Genomic DNA, 19651 nt, shown 5'->3' with positions numbered 1-19651 from the left:
GCCGGGGCGGCACGGGTGGCCCGCGGTCCACGGCGGCACCCGCCACCGTCGGCGAGCGATCCCCAGCCCCGCCCCCACCATCCGTACTCCCGGAAGCGACGGACATACGTCGATGAGCCCCCGCATCGGAACCGCCGGCTCCCGCACTCTCGCCTTCGTCGAGAGCCCGGTACAGCTCCTGAACGTGCTGGAGTGGGCGCACACCCACGCCCTCGGCACCCCCGAGGACCCTGCTGCGGGGCCCTTCCGTTCCGGTGGCGCGGGGCTCACCCTGGTGGTCCTGTCGCCCAACGACCCCATGACCCGGGGCCAGCTGCGCCGGATGGCGGAGCTGGCCCGGGACGAGGGCCACGAGGTGCGCTGGGAGGAGGCGCGCGGCGGCACCACCGCCCCCTTCCGCACCGTCGGCGGCCTCGCCCCGCTACTGCGCGCCGCGCGCCGCATCGTCCTGGGCGACCCCTTCTCCCGCTACGTCCAGCTCCTGCTGACCATCACCCGGGCATCCGACGTGGTCGTCGTCGACGACGGCACCGCGACCATGGAGTTCGTCTCCCAGCTGGCCCGCGGCGAACGCCTCGTACGCTGGCACCGCAAGGGCGGCCGCCCAGGCCCCCGCGACCTGATCTTCGCCCCGGTCTCCTCCAGGGCCCGCAAACGCCTCACCCCGGTCGGCGGCCGACGAGTCGAGGTGTTCTCCTCCATGCCGATCGACGAGACCCCCGAGGGCGTCTTCGTCACGGCCAATGACTTCGCCTGGACCCGCTCCCGCTTCGGCCCGCCCCGCATCACCAAGGGCGCCGACCTCGTGGGCACCTCCCTCGTGGAGACCGGAGTGGTGGACGGCGACCGCTACCGCGAAGCCGTCCGCTCCCTCGCGAAGGCCCACGGCGCCACGCGCTACTTCGCGCACCGCCGCGAGAGCGCCGAGAAACTCCACACCCTCGGCGCGGAGACCGGCCTAGAGATCGTCCGCCCCGACCTTCCCCTGGAGCTCATCGCCCGCCGCGGCCCCATCGGCCGGACGATCCTGAGCTTCCCGTCGACGGTCGTCCACACCCTCCCCCTGGCCCTGGCCGGGACGGACGTGCGCGTCGCCGTCTGCGACATCGACCCGGCGTGGCTCACCGAGAACGCCTCCCCCCGCGCCCAGGGCTTCCTGTCCGGCGTCACGGGCACGGCCCGGGACGTCCACCGGCTGTCGTCGGTGGCGTCGGCCTGAGGGCCCGGCCGGGACCAGCGGACCCTGTGCCCCGGGTCATGCGCCGGCCGTGATCCCCGTCACCCCCGGCACGCCTGCACAACCCGGTCGGGCAGCCGACCGCCGACGACCCCGCACGCCCGCACAACCGCAGGTCACCGCCCCCGTCCCAGCTGGGCGCGGCGGCGGTCCGCCAGCACGGTCGAACACAGGAAGTAGCCGCCCGGTCGCACGGTGGTGACGGTTCCGGCACCGTGGGGCGACGCGAACGTGGTAAGGGTGGAGTGTGGGAATCGTCCGGGCACCCCCGGACGTTTAGTCGATGGGATTCGCGGGCAAACCCGGCGCTCCCGTCTCCGAGGGCCACCCGCACCGAAAGACGGACGGGTATACCCATCCTTGCCAATACGTATGCGTTGTGCGGCCGGAAAACTTCCCCTTACAGGCTGATTTTTTGTTGATCGAGGTTAGAAGGTCGCCCGATCGCCCTACCCTTCAGAGGGTGAACCAACTGATGTCCCGAGAGTCCGAGGCCGATCTGCCAGGGGAAGCCGAAGCGTCGCTCCCCGGCACGTTGCCGGAAGCCCTGCGTGCCGAACTCGTCGCGTTCCGCCGCGACTTGCACATGCACCCGGAGCTCGGCAACCAGGAGTTCCGTACGACCGCCGCGATCAAGGCCCGCCTGGAGAAGGCAGGGCTCAGGCCGCGTGTGCTCGAGACCGGGACCGGACTCATCTGTGACATCGGCGACTGGAGCGGCGCCGACCACTCCGCGCTCGCCCTGCGCGCCGACATCGACGCCCTCCCGATCCCGGACACCAAGGTGGACTGCGACTACCGCTCCACCGTCCCGGACCGCGCCCACGCCTGCGGCCACGACGTGCACACCACCGTCGTCCTCGGCGCCGGCCTCGTCCTCGCCGACCTGCACCGCAGGGGAGAGCTGCCCCGCCCCGTGCGGCTGATCTTCCAGCCCGCCGAGGAGGTGCTGCCCGGCGGCGCCGCGGACGTCATCAGGACCGGCTCGCTCGAAGGCGTCGGCCGGATCATCGCCGTCCACTGCGACCCCCGCGTCGACGCGGGCCGCATCGGGCTGCGCCACGGCCCCATCACCTCGGCCTGCGACCGGCTGGAGCTCTCCCTGGACGGCCCGGGCGGCCACACCGCGCGCCCGCACCTCACCACCGACCTCGTCACCGCCGCCGCCCGGGTCGTCACCGACGTGCCCGCGCTGGTCGCCCGCCGCTTCGACGCCCGCGCCGGGCTCGTCGTGACCTGGGGCCGCATCGAGTCGGGCCACGCGCCGAACGTCATCCCGCAGCACGCCGAGCTCTCCGGCACCGTCCGCTGCCTGGACATCAACGCCTGGCGGCAGGCCCCCGACCTCATCCACGAGGCGGTCCAGGAGGTCGCGGTCATGCACCGCGCCAAGCCCGAGATCAACTACATCCGGGGCGTTCCGCCGGTCGTCAACGACCCCGTCGTCACCGAACTGCTGCACGACTCGATGGTGGCCCGCCGCGGCGTGAAGTCCGTCGAGGACACCGAGCAGAGCCTCGGCGGCGAGGACTTCTCCTGGTACCTGGAGCACGTCCCCGGCGCCATGGCCCGCCTGGGCGTCCGCCGTCCGGGCGACCTCACCGTCCGCGACCTCCACCAGGGCGACTTCGACGCCGACGAACACGCCATCACCGTGGGCGTCGAGCTCTTCACCGCTGCCGCCCTCCTCGACGCCCGCATGCGGGTCCTCGACGCGGCCGGCCGCTAGTGACCTGAGTCAGAGATTCTCTGGCAGTAGGTGGCGACTTTGTCGAGGATCTCGTCGGCGGTCTTCGTCCAGACGAAGGGGCGGGGGTTGTCGTTCCAACCGGCAATCCAGGACCGGATGTCGCGCTCGAGTGCCTGGACCGAGCGGTGGACACCGCGGCGGAGCTTCTTCGCTGTCAGCTCGCCGAACCATCGCTCCACCAGGTTCAGCCACGATGAGCCGGTGGGCGTGAAGTGCAGACGGAAACGGGGGTGTGCCACCAGCCACTTCTTGATCGCGGGTGTCTTGTGGGTGGCGTAGTTGTCCAGGATCAGATGCACCTCGAGGTCCGCAGGCACCTCCTTGTCGAGTTTGGCCAGGAACTTCTTGAACTCTGCGGCCCGGTGCCGGCGGTGCAGTGAACCGATCACCTTGCCGGTTGCCACCTCCAGTGCCGCAAAGAGCGTGGTGGTGCCGGCGCGGACGTAGTCGTGGCTGCGGCGTTCGGGCACCCCGGGCATCATCGGCAGCACCGGCTGTGAGCGGTCCAGGGCCTGGATCTGGGATTTCTCGTCCACGCACAGCACCAGTGCCTTCTCCGGCGGGTCGAGATACAGGCCCACCACGTCGCGGACCTTGTCGATGAACAGCGGATCCGTGGAGAGCTTGAACGTCTGCGAGCGGTGCGGGGCCAAGGCGAACGCCCGCCAGATCCGCGAGATCGCCGACTGCGACATGCCGGTGGCCGCGGCCATCGACCGGGTTGACCAGTGGGTGGCGTTGGCCGGCTTCTCCTCCAGGGTCTTGACGATCACCCGCTCGACATCGGCATCGGTGATCTTCCTCGGGACACCGGGCCTCGGCTCGTCGCACAGGCCGTCCAGGCCGTGGTCAAGGAACCGCCTTCGCCAGGTGCGGACCGTGTCCGGAGCGGCCTTCAGCCGTCGTGACACCTCCATGATCGAGTGCCCCTCGGCGCACTCCAGCACGATCCGGGATCGCTGAGCCAGAGCTTGCGCGGTCGACCGGCGACGCACCCACCCCTCAAGCACCTCACGCTGGGCATCGGTCAACGACAACGGCGGGATCTTCGGGCCAGGACGACTCATACCGAACCAACGACGAACCTCTGACTCAGGTCACTAGGGCCCTTCTGATGGATCTCCGTGGGAGAAGGGGCGGCTGTCCATCAGAAGGGCCCAACCCTCCCGAGCCCTCGGCTTGCGCCCCGCCCACCCTCGCGGCAGCCTGGTGCGCGTGTCCGTACGAGCCCCGTGCGGACCGCGCACTCTCACGCTGAAGTCACCCCCTGTACACGGAAAGCGAGGGACGCGAAAGGCCCCGTGCCCGAGACGTCCCTTTCGATCCCCTGGTTCACGAGGGCGTAACGGCCACCGGCACGAATGGATAACGGCCAGTCGAAACCCCGTTCCCAGGAGTGTCTACGCGCGTTAATGTGCGCCGAACTGAGCACCCGGTCGCGGGGCTTTGGAGAAGATGGGGAACTTCAAGATGCGTCGGATTTCCAAACTGACCCGCGTCGCGGTGGGGGTCGCGTCGCTGGCGCTCGCCGCCACGGCCTGTGGTGGCACCAGCAGCGAGAGCAGCAGCAACGGCGGCGAGACCAGCAAGGGCGAAAAGGGCCTCGCGATCGCGTACGACATCGGCGGCAAGGGCGACCAGTCCTTCAACGACGCCGCGTACGCGGGCCTGGAGAAGGCTCAGAAGGAGTTCGGTTACCAGACCGAGGACATCGAGCCCACCGAGGGCGAGACGGACGCCGACAAGCAGCAGCGTCTGGAGTCCCTGGCCAAGCAGGGCTACAACCCGGTCATCGGTGTCGGCTTCGCCTACGGCCCGGCCATGGAGGCCGCCGCCAAGCAGTACCCGGACACCACCTTCGGTATCGTCGACTCGGTCGTCGAGGGCGACAACGTCGCGTCCCTCGTCTTCGCCGAACAGGAGGCCTCGTACCTCGCCGGTGTCGCGGCCGCCAAGGCCACCAAGACGAACACCGTGGGCTTCATCGGCGGTGTCGACATCCCGCTGATCCACAAGTTCGAGGCCGGCTACAAGCAGGGCGTCGAGGACACCAACTCCAAGGTCAAGGTCATCTCGCAGTACCTGACCCAGACGGCCGAAGAGGGCGGCTTCTCCAGCCCCGACAAGGGCAAGGCCGCCGCCGAGGGCCAGATCGAGAAGAACGCGGACGTCCTCTACCAGGCCGCCGGCCTCTCCGGCCAGGGTGTCATCGAGGCCGCCGCCAAGGCCAAGGTCTGGGCGATCGGTGTCGACTCCGACCAGTACAACCAGGAGGCCCTGGCTCCCTACAAGGAGTACATCCTCACCTCCGCCCTCAAGGACGTCGGCGGCGCGGTCTACGCCCTCGCCAAGTCCGTCGAGGACGACAAGCCCCTCACCGGCGTCCAGACCTTCGACCTGAAGGTCGACGGCGTGGGCCTCGCCGACTCCAACCCGAAGATGGCCGAGATCGCCGGCCTCTCGGACGCGGTCGCCAAGGCCAAGGAGGAGATCATCGACGGCACGATCAAGGTGAAGACCGAGTAACGGTCACGCCTTCGAAAGTGTCCTGACAGCGGGCGGGTGTACATGTACACCCGCCCGCTTCACGTTCCAACGCCGGGTGCACCCATGTCCTTGGGGGGCGCGGGGAACTGCGCGACCAGCCACAACGCACCCGCACCCGAAACGCGACCCCCGACACCCCCGCGTGACCCCCGGGCACCCTTGCAACACGGCCCCATAACAACGTGGTCCACCAGGCTTCACCCGGAGGGTCTACGCGCGTTACTCTGCGGCGAAAGCCATACAAGGCGCCGATGCCGGGCAGCACTACTGCCCAGTCCCCCCGGCGCTGTACGACAGGAGCACCACAAATGCGCCGGGTTTCCCGCCTCGCGGTCGCAGGCGCAGCGACCGCCTCCCTCGCCCTCGCCCTCTCCGCCTGCGGCGGTACGTCGACGGACGCCTCGTCCTCGGCCGACTCCAAGGGCGACAAGGGCCTCGCCATCGCGTACGACGTCGGCGGCAAGGGCGACCAGTCCTTCAACGACGCCGCGTACGCGGGCCTGGAGAAGGCGAAGAAGGAGTTCGGGTACCAGACGCAGGACATCGAGCCCACCGAGGGCGAGACGGACGCCGACAAGGAGCAGCGCCTGGTCTCCCTGGCGAAGCAGGGCTACAACCCGGTCGTCGGTGTCGGCTACGCCTACGCGACGGCCGTGAAGGCCGCCGCCGAGCAGTACCCGGACACCACCTTCGGCATCGTGGACGACTCCACGGTGCAGCTGGACAACGTCGCGGACCTGGTCTTCTCCGAGGAGCAGGCCTCGTACCTCGCGGGCGTCGCGGCGGCGAAGGCCACCAAGACCAACACGGTCGGCTTCGTCGGCGGCGTGGACATCCCGCTGATCCACAAGTTCCAGGCGGGCTTCGCGCAGGGCGTCAAGGACACCAACCCCAAGGCCAAGGTGCTCACCCAGTACCTCACCCAGACGGCCGAGGAGGGCGGCTTCTCCAGCCCCGACAAGGGAAAGACGGCCGCCGAGGGCCAGATCGAGAAGAAGGCCGACGTCGTGTACGCGGCGGCCGGTCTGTCGGGCCAGGGAGTGATCGAGGCCGCCGCCGCGAACAAGATCTGGGCGATCGGCGTCGACTCCGACCAGTACCGGCAGGAAGCCCTCGCGACGTACAAGGACTCCATCCTGACCTCGGCCACGAAGGACGTCGCCAAGGCGGTGTACAACCTGGCGAAGTCGGTCGAGGACGGCAAGCCCGGGACCGGTATCGTCAGGGGCGATCTGAAGACCGGTGAGGTCGGCCTCGCCGACTCCAACCCGAAGTTCAAGAGCGACACCGAGCTCCAGGAGGCCATCGCCACGGCCAAGGAGAAGATCATCAGCGGCGAGATCAAGGTCAAGACCAGCTGATCCAGGTCGCGACCGACCCACCCAGCAGCACGAGCAGCCGGGCGACCGAGGGGCGGTCTCGGACACCACCGAGGCCCTCCCGAAGTCTCCAGTAACCGCGGGGTTACGTCCGCTCAACGGGGCACGGGGAGTATCGCTCCCTGTACCCCGTTGTCCCGGTGCGTCGCCGCCCAATTTCGATGCCGTAGGGGCGCTACGCGCGTAGACGACCCCCCTTTCCCAGGAGAGTGCGCCATCAACGCGTCCAGCAGCCCTCCGGCCGACGCGGCGGTCAACGACTCGGTGACCGCCGTCGAACTCGCCGGGATCACCAAGCGATTCCCCGGCGTCGTGGCCAACCACGACATCCACCTGACCGTCCGCAAGGGCACCGTCCACGCTCTCGTCGGGGAGAACGGCGCCGGCAAGTCGACCCTGATGAAGATCCTCTACGGCATGCAGAAGCCGGACGAGGGCACCATCGCGGTCGACGGCGAACAGGTCTCGTTCTCCTCCCCGGCCGACGCCATCGCGCGCGGCATCGGCATGGTGCACCAGCACTTCATGCTCGCCGACAACCTCACGGTCCTGGAGAACGTGGTCCTCGGCAGCGAGAAGCTCCACGGCATCGGCGCCAAGGCCCGCCGCAAGATCAAGGAGATCTCCGAGCGGTACGGCTTCGGAGTCCGCCCCGACGTCCTGGTCGAGGAACTGGGCGTCGCCGAGCGCCAGCGCGTGGAGATCCTCAAGGTCCTCTACCGGGGCGCCCGCACGCTCATCCTGGACGAGCCGACCGCCGTCCTGGTGCCCCAGGAGGTCGACTCCCTCTTCGCCAACCTGCGTGAACTCAAGGCGCAGGGCCTCGCGGTCATCTTCATCTCGCACAAGCTGGGCGAGGTGCTCTCCGTCGCCGACGAGATCACCGTCATCCGGCGCGGCACGACCGTCGGCACGGCCGTCCCCGCCGAGACCACCCCGCGCCAGCTCGCCGAGCTGATGGTCGGCAGCGAACTGCCCACCCCGGAGACGGCCGAGTCCACGGTGACCGACCGCCCCGTCCTCACCGTCAAGGACCTCCGGCTGGAGGCCGTCGGCGGCAAGGCGCTGCTCGACGACATCTCCTTCACCATCCACGCGGGCGAGGTCCTGGGCCTGGCCGGCGTCGAGGGCAACGGCCAGACCGAGCTGGTCGACGCCCTCATCGGCCTGAAGTCCGCCGACTCCGGCACGATCTCGCTCGCCGACGAGGAGATCACCACCTGGGCCACCCGCAAGCGCCGCGAGCAGGGCGTCGGCTACATCCCCGAGGACCGCCACCGGCACGGTCTGCTCCTGGAGGCCCCCCTCTGGGAGAACCGTATCCTCGGCCATGTGACCGAGCGGCCCAACGCCAAGGGCGTCTGGCTCGACCCGAAGGCCGCCCAGGAGGACACCCGCCGGATCGTCGCCGAGTACGACGTCCGCACCCCTGGCATCGACGTCACCGCCGCCTCCCTCTCCGGCGGCAACCAGCAGAAGCTGATCGTCGGCCGCGAGATGAGCCACAAGCCGCGCTTCCTGATCGCCGCCCACCCCACCCGTGGTGTGGACGTCGGAGCGCAGGCCCAGATCTGGGACCAGATCCGCGAGGCCCGCCGCGAGGGCCTGGCCGTGCTGCTGATCTCCGCTGACCTGGACGAGCTGATCGGCCTGTCCGACACCCTCCGGGTGATCTACAACGGCAAGCTGGTCGCCGACGCCGACCCGGCCACCATCACCCCCGAGGAGCTGGGCTCGGCCATGACCGGTGCCGCCGCCGGCCACCTCGAACACGAAGAGACCCCCGAGACCTCGGCGGACGAGTCCGCGTCCGGGTCCGAGGAAGACGAGGCCCGCTGATGAAGAAGTTCGACAAGGAGCGCGTGCTCCTCGCGGTGGCCGGACCGGTCCTCGCGCTCGCCGTGGCCTTCGCGCTGACCGCGATCGTGCTGCTGGCCTCCGGCAAGAACCCGGTCGAGCCGTTCACGATCATGTTCGAGCAGGCCACGTTCTCCGACATCCAGGTCCGGATCATCAACCAGGCCTCGCTGTACTACATCGCGGCCCTCGCGGTGGCCATCGGCTTCCGGATGAACCTGTTCAACATCGGTGTCGACGGCCAGTACCTCCTCGGTGCCATGATCACCGCGATCGTCGGCGCCCACATGGACCTGCCGGCCGCCCTCCAGATCCCGCTGCTGATGCTCACCGCGATCTGCACCGGCGCGTTCTGGGCCTCCATCGTCGGTGTCCTCAAGGTCACCCGCGGCGTCAGCGAGGTCGTCTCCTCGATCATGCTGAACGCGATCGCGACCTCCGTCATCGGCTACCTCTGGCTGCCGAACGTCTTCGGCGTCAAGGTCGGCAACAACAACACCACCGGCGAGATGGCCGAGTCGGGCTGGGTGCCCGGCATCGACATGGGCAAGGCCGGCGAGATCTACGGCCTGGTCCTCCTCGCCGTCCTCCTCGGCGTCGGCTACTGGATCGTCATCAACCGCACCCGCTTCGGCTTCGACCTGCGCGCCTCCGGCGCCTCGGAGTCGGCCGCCGCGGCCAGCGGTGTCGACCCCAAGCGCATGGTCCTCACCGCCATGCTGATCTCCGGCGGTGTCGCGGGCCTCGCGGGCCTGCCGATCCTGCTCGGCGACACCCACACCTACAGCCTCAACTTCCCCACCGGTATCGGCTTCCTCGGTATCGGCATCGCCCTCCTCGGCCGGAACAGCCCCGTCGGCATCGCCTTCGCCGCCCTGCTGTGGGCCTGGCTCGACAAGGCCTCCCCGGAGCTGGACTTCCACGGCTACGACAAGGAGATCGCGGTCATCATGCAGGGCCTGATCGTGCTCTCGGTCGTCGTCTCCTACGAGACCGTCCGCGAGTGGGGCCTGCGCCGGCAGCAGCGCCGGGTCGGCGCCGAACTCGCCGCCGGGAACGTCCTCGGCGCGGACGCCTCCGACAACAACAACGTCAAGAAGGAGGTGTCGGGCCGATGACCACGAGCACCACCGCGACCGACCTCAACCAGCCCTCGCTGGAGCCGACCGCCCCGACCGGCCGCAAGATGTCGCTGCCCGTGCTGCTGCTGGTCATCGCCGGCGTCCTGGCACTCACCTCGATCGTCCGCATCATCACCGGCGCCGACGGCATCACCAACGTGAGCCAGATGTCCACCGCGCTGGAGCTGGCCGTCCCGATCGGCCTCGCCGGTCTCGGCGGTCTGTGGGCCGAGCGCGCGGGCGTCGTCAACATCGGCCTCGAAGGCATGATGATCCTCGGCACCTGGTTCGGTGCCTGGGCCGGCTTCCAGTACGGCCCGTGGACCGGCGTCCTGGTCGGCATCGCCGGCGGCGCGATCGGCGGCCTGCTGCACGCCTTCGTCACCGTCACCTTCAACGTCAACCACATCGTCTCCGGTGTGGCCATCAACATCCTCGCCCTCGGCGCCACCCGCTACCTGGCCCCCCTCGCCTTCGAGGGCCACCAGGGCGGTTCGGCCAAGCAGTCCCCGCCGGTCGAGTCCATCGGCGACTTCACCATCCCCGGACTGTCGGACGCGCTGAGCGAACTCAACTCCAAGGGCTGGTTCTTCATCTCCGACCTCGCCGGGCTGCTCGGCGGTCTGGTCACCAACGTCTCGTGGCTGACCCTCGTCGCCGTCGCACTGATCCCCGCCACCTGGTGGATCCTGTGGCGCTCCGCCTTCGGTCTGCGCCTGCGCTCCTGCGGTGAGAACCCCATCGCCGCCGAGTCCCTCGGCGTCAACGTCTACAAGTACAAGTACCTCGCTGTGATCATCTCCGGCGGTCTGGCCGGCCTCGGCGGAGCCTTCCTCTCCATCGTCGCCAACCCCTTCTACCTGGAGGGCCAGACCAGCGGCCGCGGCTTCATCGGTCTCGCGGCGATGATCTTCGGCAACTGGATGCCGGGCGGCCTCGCCCTCGGTGCCGGCCTCTTCGGCTACACCGACAGCCTCAACCTGCGCGGCGGCTCCGAGAACGTCCACGCCCTGCTGCTCCTCGGTGCCCTCCTGCTGATCATCGGCGCGATCTGGCAGGCCGTGCGCAAGAAGTACGTCCCGGCCGCGATCACCTTCGTCATCGGCGCCCTGGTCTACGCCTGGTACGCGACCACCAACGAGGTCCCGAACCAGGTCGTCGCCGCCACGCCGTACGTCATCACCCTGATCGTCCTCGCGCTCTCCGCACAGCGGCTGCGGATGCCGAAGGCGGACGGACTGCCGTACCGCAAGGGCCAGGGCAAGTGACCGCCGGCGCACCGGCCGAGGCCGACTGGGACGAGCTGCGCGCCCTCGCGCGGGACGCCATGTCCCACGCGTACGCCCCGTACTCGGGCTACCCGGTGGGCGTGGCCGCCCGTGTCGACGACGGCCGCACGGTCTCCGGCTGCAACGTCGAGAACGCCTCGTACGGCCTCGGTCTGTGCGCCGAGTGCGGACTGGTCTCGGAGCTGCAGCGCACCGGCGGCGGCCGGCTGACGCACTTCACCTGCGTCGACGGCAAGGGCGAGATCCTCGTGCCCTGCGGCCGCTGCCGACAACTGCTGTACGAGTTCGGCGGCCCCGGCCTGTTGCTGGAGACCCCGGCGGGAATCCTGCCCCTCTCGGAGATGCTGCCCCAGGCCTTCGGCCCGGGCCATCTCACCAAGTGACTCCCGTGCGGCCCCTCTGACGAACGGTCGGAGGGGCCGCGCACTTTCGCAGATCTTTGGAAGGACAGCCATGGCCATGGACGCCATCTCAGTCATCCGCACCAAGCGGGACCGCGGCGAGCTCAGCGACGAGCAGATCGACTGGGTCATCGACGCGTACACCCGCGGCGAGGTCGCCGACTACCAGATGGCCGCCCTCAACATGGCGATCCTCCTCAACGGCATGGACCGCCGCGAGATCGCCCGCTGGACGGCCGCGATGATCGCCTCCGGCGAGCGCATGGACTTCTCGTCCCTGTCCCGTCCCACCGCCGACAAACACTCCACGGGCGGCGTCGGCGACAAGATCACCCTGCCCCTGGCACCGCTGGTGGCGGCCTGCGGCGCGGCGGTACCGCAGCTCTCCGGCCGGGGCCTCGGCCACACCGGCGGCACCCTGGACAAGCTGGAGTCCATCCCCGGCTGGCGCGCCCTGCTCTCCAACGAGGAAATGCTGAACGTCCTGGACGAGGTCGGCGCGGTCATCTGCGCGGCGGGCGACGGCCTGGCCCCGGCGGACAAGAAGCTCTACGCGCTCCGCGACGTCACGGGCACGGTCGAGGCCATCCCGCTGATCGCCTCCTCGATCATGTCGAAGAAGATCGCCGAGGGTACGGGGTCCCTCGTCCTGGACGTGAAGGTCGGCACCGGCGCCTTCATGAAGACCATCGAGGACGCGCGGGAACTGGCGTCGACGATGGTCGGCCTCGGCACCGACCACGGGGTGAAGACCGTCGCCCTCCTGACGGACATGTCGACCCCCCTCGGTCTCACCGCCGGCAACGCCCTCGAAGTCCGCGAGTCGGTCGAGGTCCTGGCGGGCGGCGGCCCGGCGGACGTCGTCGAGCTGACCGTCGCCCTCGCCCGCGAAATGCTCGACGCGGCCGGGGTGAAGGACACCGACCCGGCGAAGGCCCTGGCCGACGGCTCGGCGATGGACGCCTGGCGCCGCATGATCGCCGCCCAGGGCGGCGACCCGGACGCCCCGCTGCCGACCTCGCGCGAGCAGCACGTGGTCACGGCGACCGCCTCCGGGGTCCTGACCCGCCTGGACGCGTACGACATCGGCATCGCCGCCTGGCGCCTGGGCGCCGGACGCGCCCGCAAGGAGGACCCGGTCCAGGCCGCTGCCGGCGTCGAGCTGCACGCCAAGCCCGGCGACACGGTCACCGAGGGCCAGCCCCTGCTGACGCTGCACACCGACACGCCCGAGCGCTTCGACTACGCCCTGGAGGCCGTGCGGGGGTCGTACGACATCGCGGCCCCCGGCACCGCGTACTCCCCGACCCCGATCGTGCTGGACCGCATCGCCTGAGACGGCCGAGCCCGGCGGATCCGGGCAGGTCACGGCGAGTGTGGTCGCCTCCGCGATGAGTTCCGGGACGCTCCCCGGTCTACCGATCGTGGACGCGACGACACCCGCCGTACTCGTGCTGCCAGGCCCCGTCACCCGGGACGAGACGCCTCGGCTCTGTGCCGAGGTACGCGCGCGACTGGCGGAGACCGGGGGCGGGACCGTGGTGTGCGACGTCGCCGGTGTCGGACCGCCGGGCCTGGCCGTCGTCGACGTACTGGCGCGGATGCAGCTCACCGCCCGCCGGGCCGGGGGCCGCATACGGCTGCGGGACCCCGACCCGGCGCTGTGCGCGCTACTGGGCCTGGTCGGGCTTGCCTTCGAGGTGGAGGGGCAGGCCGAAGAGGGGGAACCAGCGGGCGGTGTCGAGGAAGCAGTGGAATCCGGCGATCCGGCCCTCTGATATCTCCAGCGCCTGCACCGCCCATGCGCTGAAGCCGCCCTTCTCCGGGTCCGGCTTGTACTGCGCGAAGCCCGGCAGCCCGTTGACCGCGACCGGCACGAGGTGCGATCCGGCGCAGGGCGCGCCGAGCGTGGTCATGAAGCCGGTGATGTCGCCGGTGCCGGTCAGCCACAGGTCGAACGGCGGCATCGTCATGACCGCGTCCTCGTGCAGCAGGGCCGTCAGTGCCGCCATGTCGTACCCCTCGAAGGCGGCCACATAGCGCTCCAGCAGCTTCTGCTGCTCGTCGTCGAGCGGGTCGGAGACATCGGCCGGCGCGACCTTCCCCTCGCCCTCGGCGAGGGTCGCGCGGGCCCGCTGGAGAGCGCTGTTCACCGAGGCCACGGACGTGTCCAGCAGCTCGGCGACCTCGCCGGCCTTCCACGCCAGCACCTCGCGCAGGATGAGCACCGCCCGCTGCTTGGACGGCAGCTTCTGCAGCGCCGCGACGAACGCCAGCCGCACGGACTCCTTGGCCACGGCGGCCTCCGCCGGATCGTCGGTGGTCGGCAGCACCCGGGCGTCCGGCACCGGCTCCAGCCAGGTGTTGTCGGGGCGGGGGGAGAGGGCGGCCTGCGCGAGCGGCGTCGAGTCGGTGAGATCCATGGGCCGGGCCCGCTTGTTCCCCGCGGTCAGCATGTCGAGACAGACGTTCGTGGCGATCCGGTAGAGCCAGGACCGCAGGGAGGACCGCCCCTCGAACTTCTCGTAACTCCGCCAGGCCCTGATCATCGTGTCCTGCACGGCGTCCTCGGCCTCGAAGGACGACCCCAGCATCCGATAGCAGTACCCGGTCAGCTCGACCCGGTGTTTCTCCAGCCGGACGTCCAGTTCCGCCGTCGCCGTACCGTCGCTCATGGCCAACCCACCCCTGTGGCTCACTCCGTCGCACGCACCCTTGCGCACCACCTCGGAAGCTATCGCAGCCCACTGACAACGGCCTGGCGAAGGGGTGAAGGTGCAGTTCAGGGGGGCTCGGTCGTCCGCGGGTCCGGTGGGGGCCGGTCGCGCAGTTCCCCGCGCCCCTGAAGGGCCTCCGGCCCTTTCGGGCCGAAAAGCACGGGGCGCAGCCCCTGCTTTTCAGGGGCGCGGGGAACTGCGCGAGAACCCCCACCGGACCCGCGCTGACCCACCCACCCCGCGCGGAGCGCGAAAGGGGGTCGAAGGGGCGCAGCCCCTTCTGGATGGGACGGGTAGGGGCGGCGGGGGCGAAGAACCTCAGTGAACCGGGACCGGGGCCCGCCGCGCCGCGTGGGACCCCACCACCGTGATCCCCACGACCCCCAAAACCGCCAGCAGCCCCAGGGCGACCGTCCCGCCCCAGCCGCCCGCATGGAAGGCCACCGCCCCCAGCGTGCTGCCCGCGCTGGAACCCACGTAGTACGCCGACTGATACAGCGCCGACGCCTGAGCCCGCCCCTCCTTCGCCGTGTGACTCACCGCCGACGACGCGGCGGCGTGCCCGGCGAAGAACCCGGCGGTGATCAGGACGAGTCCGAGCAGGACCAGCGGGAGCGAGTCGGACAGCGACACCAGCAGACCGGCGGTCGTCGTACCGCCCGCCAGATACAGCGTGCCCCGGCGCCCCAGCCTGCCCACCAGCTTCCCGGCGGTCGACGCCGACACCGTGCCCACCAGATACACCAGGAAGATCGACCCGATGACCCCCTGCGGCAGGGAGAACGGCGCGTCGGTCAGTCGGTAGCCGATCACCGTGTACACCGCCCCGAAGACGGTCATGAACAGCGCGCCGATCGCGTACAACCGACGCAGCAGCGGGTTGGCGAGGTGCGCCCGGACCGTACGGCCCAGCACCGCGGGCCGCAGCGACCCGGCCACGAAGTGCCTCGGCGCGGGCAGCAGCAGCCGGAAGGCCACCGCGCAGCCGACCGCGACCACCCCGAGCACGCCCAGCGCGACCCGCCAGCCCCACTCCTGGGCGACCCACCCGGTGACGACCCGACCGCTCATGCCGCCGACGCTGTTGCCGGCGACGAAGAGACCGATCGCGGTGATGAGCGCCTTGGGTCGCACCTCCTCGGCGAGGTAGGCGGTGGCCGAGGCCGGCACCCCGGCCAGCGCGGCACCCTGCACGGCCCGCAGCACCACGAGCGCCCCCAGCGAGGGCGCGAAGGGGATCAGCAGCCCGACCGTCACCGCGACCGCCAGCGACGCGGTCATCAACGTCCGCCGCCCGAACCGCTCCGACAGGGCGCTCATCGGCAGCACGAACAGCGCCAGCGCACCCGTCGCCGCCGACACCGTCCAACTGGCCGCGCTCGCCGTCGTTCCGAAACCGTCGGAGATCAACGGCAGCAGCGCCTGCGTGGAGTAGAGGAGGGCGAAGGTCGCGACACCCGCGAGGAACAGCGCGAGGCTCATCCGCCGGTAGCCGGGCCCGCCCGGGGCCACACGGGAATCGATGGGGGTGATGACTGATCCGGCGCCCACGCTGGTGGGCGCCTCGGTACTCGCGGAAGGCATGCCTCGAAACTACGTACGCCGCTATTCATCCGTCCAATGCATGGAACGGTCATAATCGTTCCCATGAAGCATCAGCAGAGGTCAGGGTCGCGGCTGTCGCTGTCCGGTGACACAGAAGACATCGAGCACACCGGGCACGGCGACCAGGGCGGGGACATCGAGGAGATCGTCCTGCGGCTCGCCCCCCGCCTCGCCTACTTCGCCGGGGTCGCCCGCACCGAGCACGTCACCCGGGCCGCGCAGGAGATGCGGGTCCCGCAGTCGACGCTGTCACGGGCGATGGTCCGCCTGGAACAGGACCTGGGCGTCGACCTGTTCGCCCGCCGGGGGCGCACGGTCTCCCTCACCCACGCCGGCCGCACCTTCCACACCTCCGTCGAGCGCGCCCTCACCGAGATCGAACGCGCCGCCGACGAGGTCCGCGCCGACGCCGACCCCGCCACCGGCAAGGTCGCCTTCGGCTTCCTGCACACCATGGGCGCCGAGACCGTCCCCGGCCTCCTCCAGGCCTTCCGCGCCGAGCACCCCCGCGTCCGCTTCAGCCTCGTCCAGAACTACGGCGAGGCCATGCTGGAGCGCCTGCGCGCGGGCGAACTCGACCTCTGCCTCACCTCGCCCGTCCCGGACGCCCCCGACCTGGTCGCCCGCCGCCTCGACGAACAGAAGCTCCGCCTCGTCGTCCCCGCCGACCACCGCCTCGCCGCCCGCAAACGCGTCCGCCTCGCCGAGGCCGCCGACGAAACCTTCGTCACCCTCGAACCCGGCTACGGCATGCGCCGCATCACCGACGACCTCTGCAAGGAGGCCGGCTTCAAACCCCGTATCGCCTTCGAGGGCGAGGAGGCGGAGACCCTACGGGGCCTGGTGGCGGCGGGCCTGGGCGTGGCGCTCCTCCCGCCCCCCGCCGTCCCCCGGCCGGGAGTGGTGGAGCTGACGGTCACGGCCCCGAGAGCGGCCCGCGAAATCGGCGTCGCCTGGCTCGACGGCCACCCGGACACACCCCCGGTGGCAGCCTTCAAGAAGTTCCTGCTGTCGAGAAGGGGCAACTTGCTGAGCAGCTGAGCCGCAGCCGCGCCCCTCAGGGGCGCGGGGAACTGCGCGAGAAGCCCCACCGAACCCGCGGTCGCGCAACGAACCTCAGACACCCCTCTGCGAGCGAGCCCCCCCGAAGCCGGAGGCAAGCGGCATCCGCAACCCCAACGGCGGCGGCGCCGCGAGCGCGTCCTCCACAGGCCGCGCGAACGCCCGCCCGAACAACACCCCCATCACGAAATCCGCGGCCAACGCGTGCACCTCGTCCCGGTACTGCGTCAACCCGTGCCGATCCGCGTGCACCTCGAACCGGCAGATGTCGGGGTTCGTCTTCTTCGCCCGCGCCGCGTACCGGAACGACAACTCGGGATCCACCCGCTCGTCGTTCGTCCCGTGCACGATCAGCACCCGCCGCCCGGCCAGCTGTTTCACCGGTTCGGGCGGCGCCGCCACATCCTCCTCGGGCAACCAGGGAGCGATGGCCAGCACGGAGTTGACGGCCTCGTGCCCGCCCGCGTGCAGCGCGGCCCGCGCCCCCATGTGGAGCCCGGCGAGACACACCGGGACGTCTCCGTAACGCCGGACGACCTCGTCCGCGGCCCACTCGGCGTCCCGCGCCAGCCGCGCCTGAGAGCCGTTCCATCCTCGGTAGCGGTAGTGCACGACATGCGTGGCCAGCCCCTCTGCGCGGCCCGCGCGGGCGAGTCGGCGGCCGAGGGCGCGCACGGACGCCGTCGCGATCATGGGGGAGGGTCTGCGGGTGGATGCCTCGTCGCCGGCCGGGAGCAGCAGGACGACCCCGCTGACCGTGCTCGGCTCCGGGCCGATCGTCCGCCCAAGTCGGGGCGTACGTACCGGCATTGCTTGCTGCGCCATGACAGAACAGTGTCAGAAGAGATGGTGTACGCCACCCGTCCTGAGGGTCACCGTTGGGTATCGACGAATCTGCCCGACAGGCGCTCTACGCGCGTAGGAGATATCGTACGAAAATGACGAACCAGACCGACCCGACCGGTAACACCCCGGACTCGGACCAGATCCGCCGGGCGCCCAAGGTTCTGCTGCACGACCACCTCGACGGCGGCCTGCGCCCCGGAACCGTCGTCGAACTCGCCCGCGACAGCGGGTACTCCCAGCTCCCCGAGACCGACGCCGACCGGCTCGGCCTCTGGTTCCGCGAGGCCGCCGACTCCGGCTCGCTGGAGCGGTACCTGGAGACCTTCTCCCACACCGTCGCCGTCATGCAGACCCGCGACGCCCTCTTCCGCGTCGCCGCCGAGTGCGCCGAGGACCTCGCCGCCGACGGCGTCGTCTACGCCGAGATCCGCTACGCCCCGGAGCAACACCTCGAAGGCGGCCTCACCCTCGAAGAGGTCGTCGAGGCCGTCAACGAGGGCTTTCGGGAAGGTGAACGGCGGGCCAGGGCCGACAGCCACCGCATCCGCGTAGGCGCCCTGCTCACCGCCATGCGGCACGCGGCCCGCGCCCTGGAGATCGCCGAACTCGCCAACCGCTACCGCGACCTGGGCGTCGTCGGCTTCGACATCGCGGGGGCCGAGGCCGGCTACCCGCCCACCCGCCACCTCGACGCCTTCGAGTACCTCAAGCGCGAGAACAACCACTTCACCATCCACGCCGGTGAAGCCTTCGGGCTGCCCTCCATCTGGCAGGCCCTGCAGTGGTGCGGCGCCGACCGGCTCGGCCACGGCGTCCGCATCATCGACGACATCCAGGTCCACGAGGACGGCTCCGTGAAGCTCGGCCGCCTCGCCTCCTACGTCCGCGACAAGCGCATCCCGCTGGAGCTGTGCCCCAGCTCCAACCTCCAGACCGGCGCGGCCCGTTCGTACGCCGAGCACCCCATCGGGCTGCTGCGGCGACTGCACTTCCGGGCCACCGTGAACACCGACAACCGGCTGATGTCCCACACCAGCATGAGCCGCGAATTCGAGCACCTTGTCGACGCTTTCGGTTACACGCTCGACGACATGCAGTGGTTCTCGGTCAATGCTATGAAGTCGGCATTCATTCCTTTCGATGAACGACTGGCCATGATCAATGACGTGATCAAGCCCGGATACGCCGAGTTGAAATCCGAATGGCTGTTCCGTCAGACGGCTTCCACCAGTGGTTCTGTGGAAGAAAAGGGCTGAGCGGCGTCATCGGGAAGCGGTCGCGCCGACGGCGACGCGGCCGCTTTTCGATGTTTGCCTCCGGTGGGACTTTGGTGTTTACGTTTCGGCACCGCTCACCACCCGCCAAACGCATTCCAAGGACGCATTCAACATGAAGCAGTCTGCTGCCAAGACCCTCGGTGTCGCCGTCGTCGGTGCCGCCATCGCCGCCGCCGGCGCGGGCGCCGCGAACGCCGCACCGGGTGTCCCCGACGCCTCCCAGGCCCTGGGCACCGTCACCCAGGCACTGCCCGTGGAGAACGTCTCGAAGGTGCCGCCGACCGCCTCCGGCGCCCTCGCCCAGGGTCAGAGCGCGCTCGGCGCCGGCCTCGAAGCCGCCCAGCCCGCCGCCAACAACGTCCTCGCCGAGGGTCCCACCGCCCCCGCCGCCGGACTGCTCGGCGGCCTCCCCGCCAAGACCCTCCCCGCCAAGACCCTCCCCGCCAAGACCCTCCCCGCCAAGACCCTCCCCGCCAAGGGCCTCGGCGCCAACGGCCTGCCCCTCGGCGGCGGCCCCGCCGCCTGAGGCGCCTCGCGACACCCGTACGGGGCGCACCCTTCAC

At 70.3% G+C, this 19651-nt stretch carries 17 protein-coding genes; 13 read left to right on the top strand and 4 right to left on the bottom strand.

The genetic code is table 11. The annotated features are described in order from the left end of the window. The first annotated feature begins 112 nt into the window (after positions 1 to 112). Both P8T65_RS16725 and P8T65_RS16720 read left to right on the top strand, forming a co-directional pair. Complete coding sequence (locus P8T65_RS16725; protein WP_316726139.1) at positions 113 to 1219, top strand: hypothetical protein; 1107 nt, start codon at positions 113 to 115, stop codon at positions 1217 to 1219. Positions 1220 to 1712: 493 nt separating this feature from the next. Continuing rightward, positions 1713 to 2966: an amidohydrolase gene (locus P8T65_RS16720; RefSeq protein WP_184904325.1), complete on the top strand. Its 1254-nt coding sequence runs from the start codon at positions 1713 to 1715 to the stop codon at positions 2964 to 2966. Here the strand turns inward: P8T65_RS16720 and P8T65_RS16715 are convergent. Further along, positions 2963 to 4054 (bottom strand): IS630 family transposase, encoded by a 1092-nt coding sequence (locus tag P8T65_RS16715; RefSeq protein WP_316725954.1) that lies wholly within the window; start codon positions 4052 to 4054, stop codon positions 2963 to 2965. The genes P8T65_RS16720 and P8T65_RS16715 overlap by 4 nt on opposite strands. A gap of 403 nt (positions 4055 to 4457) precedes the next feature. On the opposite strand from P8T65_RS16715, the gene P8T65_RS16710 reads away from it, so the two are divergent. From P8T65_RS16710 to P8T65_RS16675, 8 genes are all read left to right on the top strand, one after another. After that, a complete protein-coding gene (locus P8T65_RS16710; RefSeq protein WP_316726138.1) occupies positions 4458 to 5513 on the top strand; it encodes a BMP family ABC transporter substrate-binding protein in 1056 nt (351 codons plus the stop codon). Between the two features lie 329 nt (positions 5514 to 5842). Beyond that, positions 5843 to 6895 (top strand): BMP family ABC transporter substrate-binding protein, encoded by a 1053-nt coding sequence (locus tag P8T65_RS16705; protein ID WP_316726137.1) that lies wholly within the window; start codon positions 5843 to 5845, stop codon positions 6893 to 6895. 282 nt (positions 6896 to 7177) lie between these two features. Next, a complete protein-coding gene (locus tag P8T65_RS16700; protein ID WP_316726136.1) occupies positions 7178 to 8752 on the top strand; it encodes an ABC transporter ATP-binding protein in 1575 nt (524 codons plus the stop codon). Then, complete coding sequence (locus P8T65_RS16695; protein WP_184904318.1) at positions 8752 to 9888, top strand: ABC transporter permease; 1137 nt, start codon at positions 8752 to 8754, stop codon at positions 9886 to 9888. The genes P8T65_RS16700 and P8T65_RS16695 overlap by 1 nt, the downstream gene beginning before the upstream one ends. Continuing rightward, entirely contained in the window at positions 9885 to 11159 is a 1275-nt protein-coding gene (locus P8T65_RS16690) for an ABC transporter permease (RefSeq protein ID WP_316726135.1), read from the top strand. The genes P8T65_RS16695 and P8T65_RS16690 overlap by 4 nt, the downstream gene beginning before the upstream one ends. Further along, a complete protein-coding gene (locus tag P8T65_RS16685; RefSeq protein ID WP_184904314.1) occupies positions 11156 to 11563 on the top strand; it encodes a cytidine deaminase in 408 nt (135 codons plus the stop codon). Before P8T65_RS16690 ends, P8T65_RS16685 begins: the two co-directional genes overlap by 4 nt. A gap of 70 nt (positions 11564 to 11633) precedes the next feature. Beyond that, positions 11634 to 12917: a thymidine phosphorylase gene (locus P8T65_RS16680; RefSeq protein WP_316726134.1), complete on the top strand. Its 1284-nt coding sequence runs from the start codon at positions 11634 to 11636 to the stop codon at positions 12915 to 12917. A 55-nt stretch (positions 12918 to 12972) separates the two neighbouring features. Further along, positions 12973 to 13359: an STAS domain-containing protein gene (locus P8T65_RS16675; protein WP_316726133.1), complete on the top strand. Its 387-nt coding sequence runs from the start codon at positions 12973 to 12975 to the stop codon at positions 13357 to 13359. Here P8T65_RS16675 and P8T65_RS16670 read toward each other — a convergent pair. Both P8T65_RS16670 and P8T65_RS16665 read right to left on the bottom strand, forming a co-directional pair. Next, positions 13252 to 14256, bottom strand: a complete 1005-nt coding sequence (locus tag P8T65_RS16670; protein WP_316726132.1) for a sigma-70 family RNA polymerase sigma factor — start codon at positions 14254 to 14256, stop codon at positions 13252 to 13254. The genes P8T65_RS16675 and P8T65_RS16670 overlap by 108 nt on opposite strands. A gap of 360 nt (positions 14257 to 14616) precedes the next feature. Continuing rightward, a complete protein-coding gene (locus tag P8T65_RS16665) occupies positions 14617 to 15882 on the bottom strand; it encodes an MFS transporter (protein WP_316726131.1) in 1266 nt (421 codons plus the stop codon). A 63-nt stretch (positions 15883 to 15945) separates the two neighbouring features. Here P8T65_RS16665 and P8T65_RS16660 point away from each other — a divergent pair, with 63 nt between their 5' ends. Next, entirely contained in the window at positions 15946 to 16944 is a 999-nt protein-coding gene (locus P8T65_RS16660) for a LysR substrate-binding domain-containing protein (protein WP_316726130.1), read from the top strand. Positions 16945 to 17019: 75 nt separating this feature from the next. Here P8T65_RS16660 and P8T65_RS16655 read toward each other — a convergent pair whose 3' ends face one another. Further along, positions 17020 to 17790 (bottom strand): alpha/beta hydrolase, encoded by a 771-nt coding sequence (locus P8T65_RS16655; protein ID WP_316726129.1) that lies wholly within the window; start codon positions 17788 to 17790, stop codon positions 17020 to 17022. 113 nt (positions 17791 to 17903) lie between these two features. Here P8T65_RS16655 and P8T65_RS16650 point away from each other — a divergent pair, with 113 nt between their 5' ends. Both P8T65_RS16650 and P8T65_RS16645 read left to right on the top strand, forming a co-directional pair. Further along, positions 17904 to 19067 (top strand): adenosine deaminase, encoded by a 1164-nt coding sequence (locus P8T65_RS16650; protein ID WP_316726128.1) that lies wholly within the window; start codon positions 17904 to 17906, stop codon positions 19065 to 19067. 133 nt (positions 19068 to 19200) lie between these two features. Further along, positions 19201 to 19614 carry an ATP-binding protein gene (locus tag P8T65_RS16645; RefSeq protein WP_316726127.1) on the top strand — a complete coding sequence of 138 codons (414 nt, stop codon included), beginning with the start codon at positions 19201 to 19203 and terminating at the stop codon, positions 19612 to 19614. Positions 19615 to 19651: the final 37 nt, after the last annotated feature.

This window comes from Streptomyces sp. 11x1, assembly GCF_032598905.1.
GTDB lineage: Bacteria > Actinomycetota > Actinomycetes > Streptomycetales > Streptomycetaceae > Streptomyces.
This window is presented reverse-complemented; position numbering and strand designations above follow the sequence as displayed.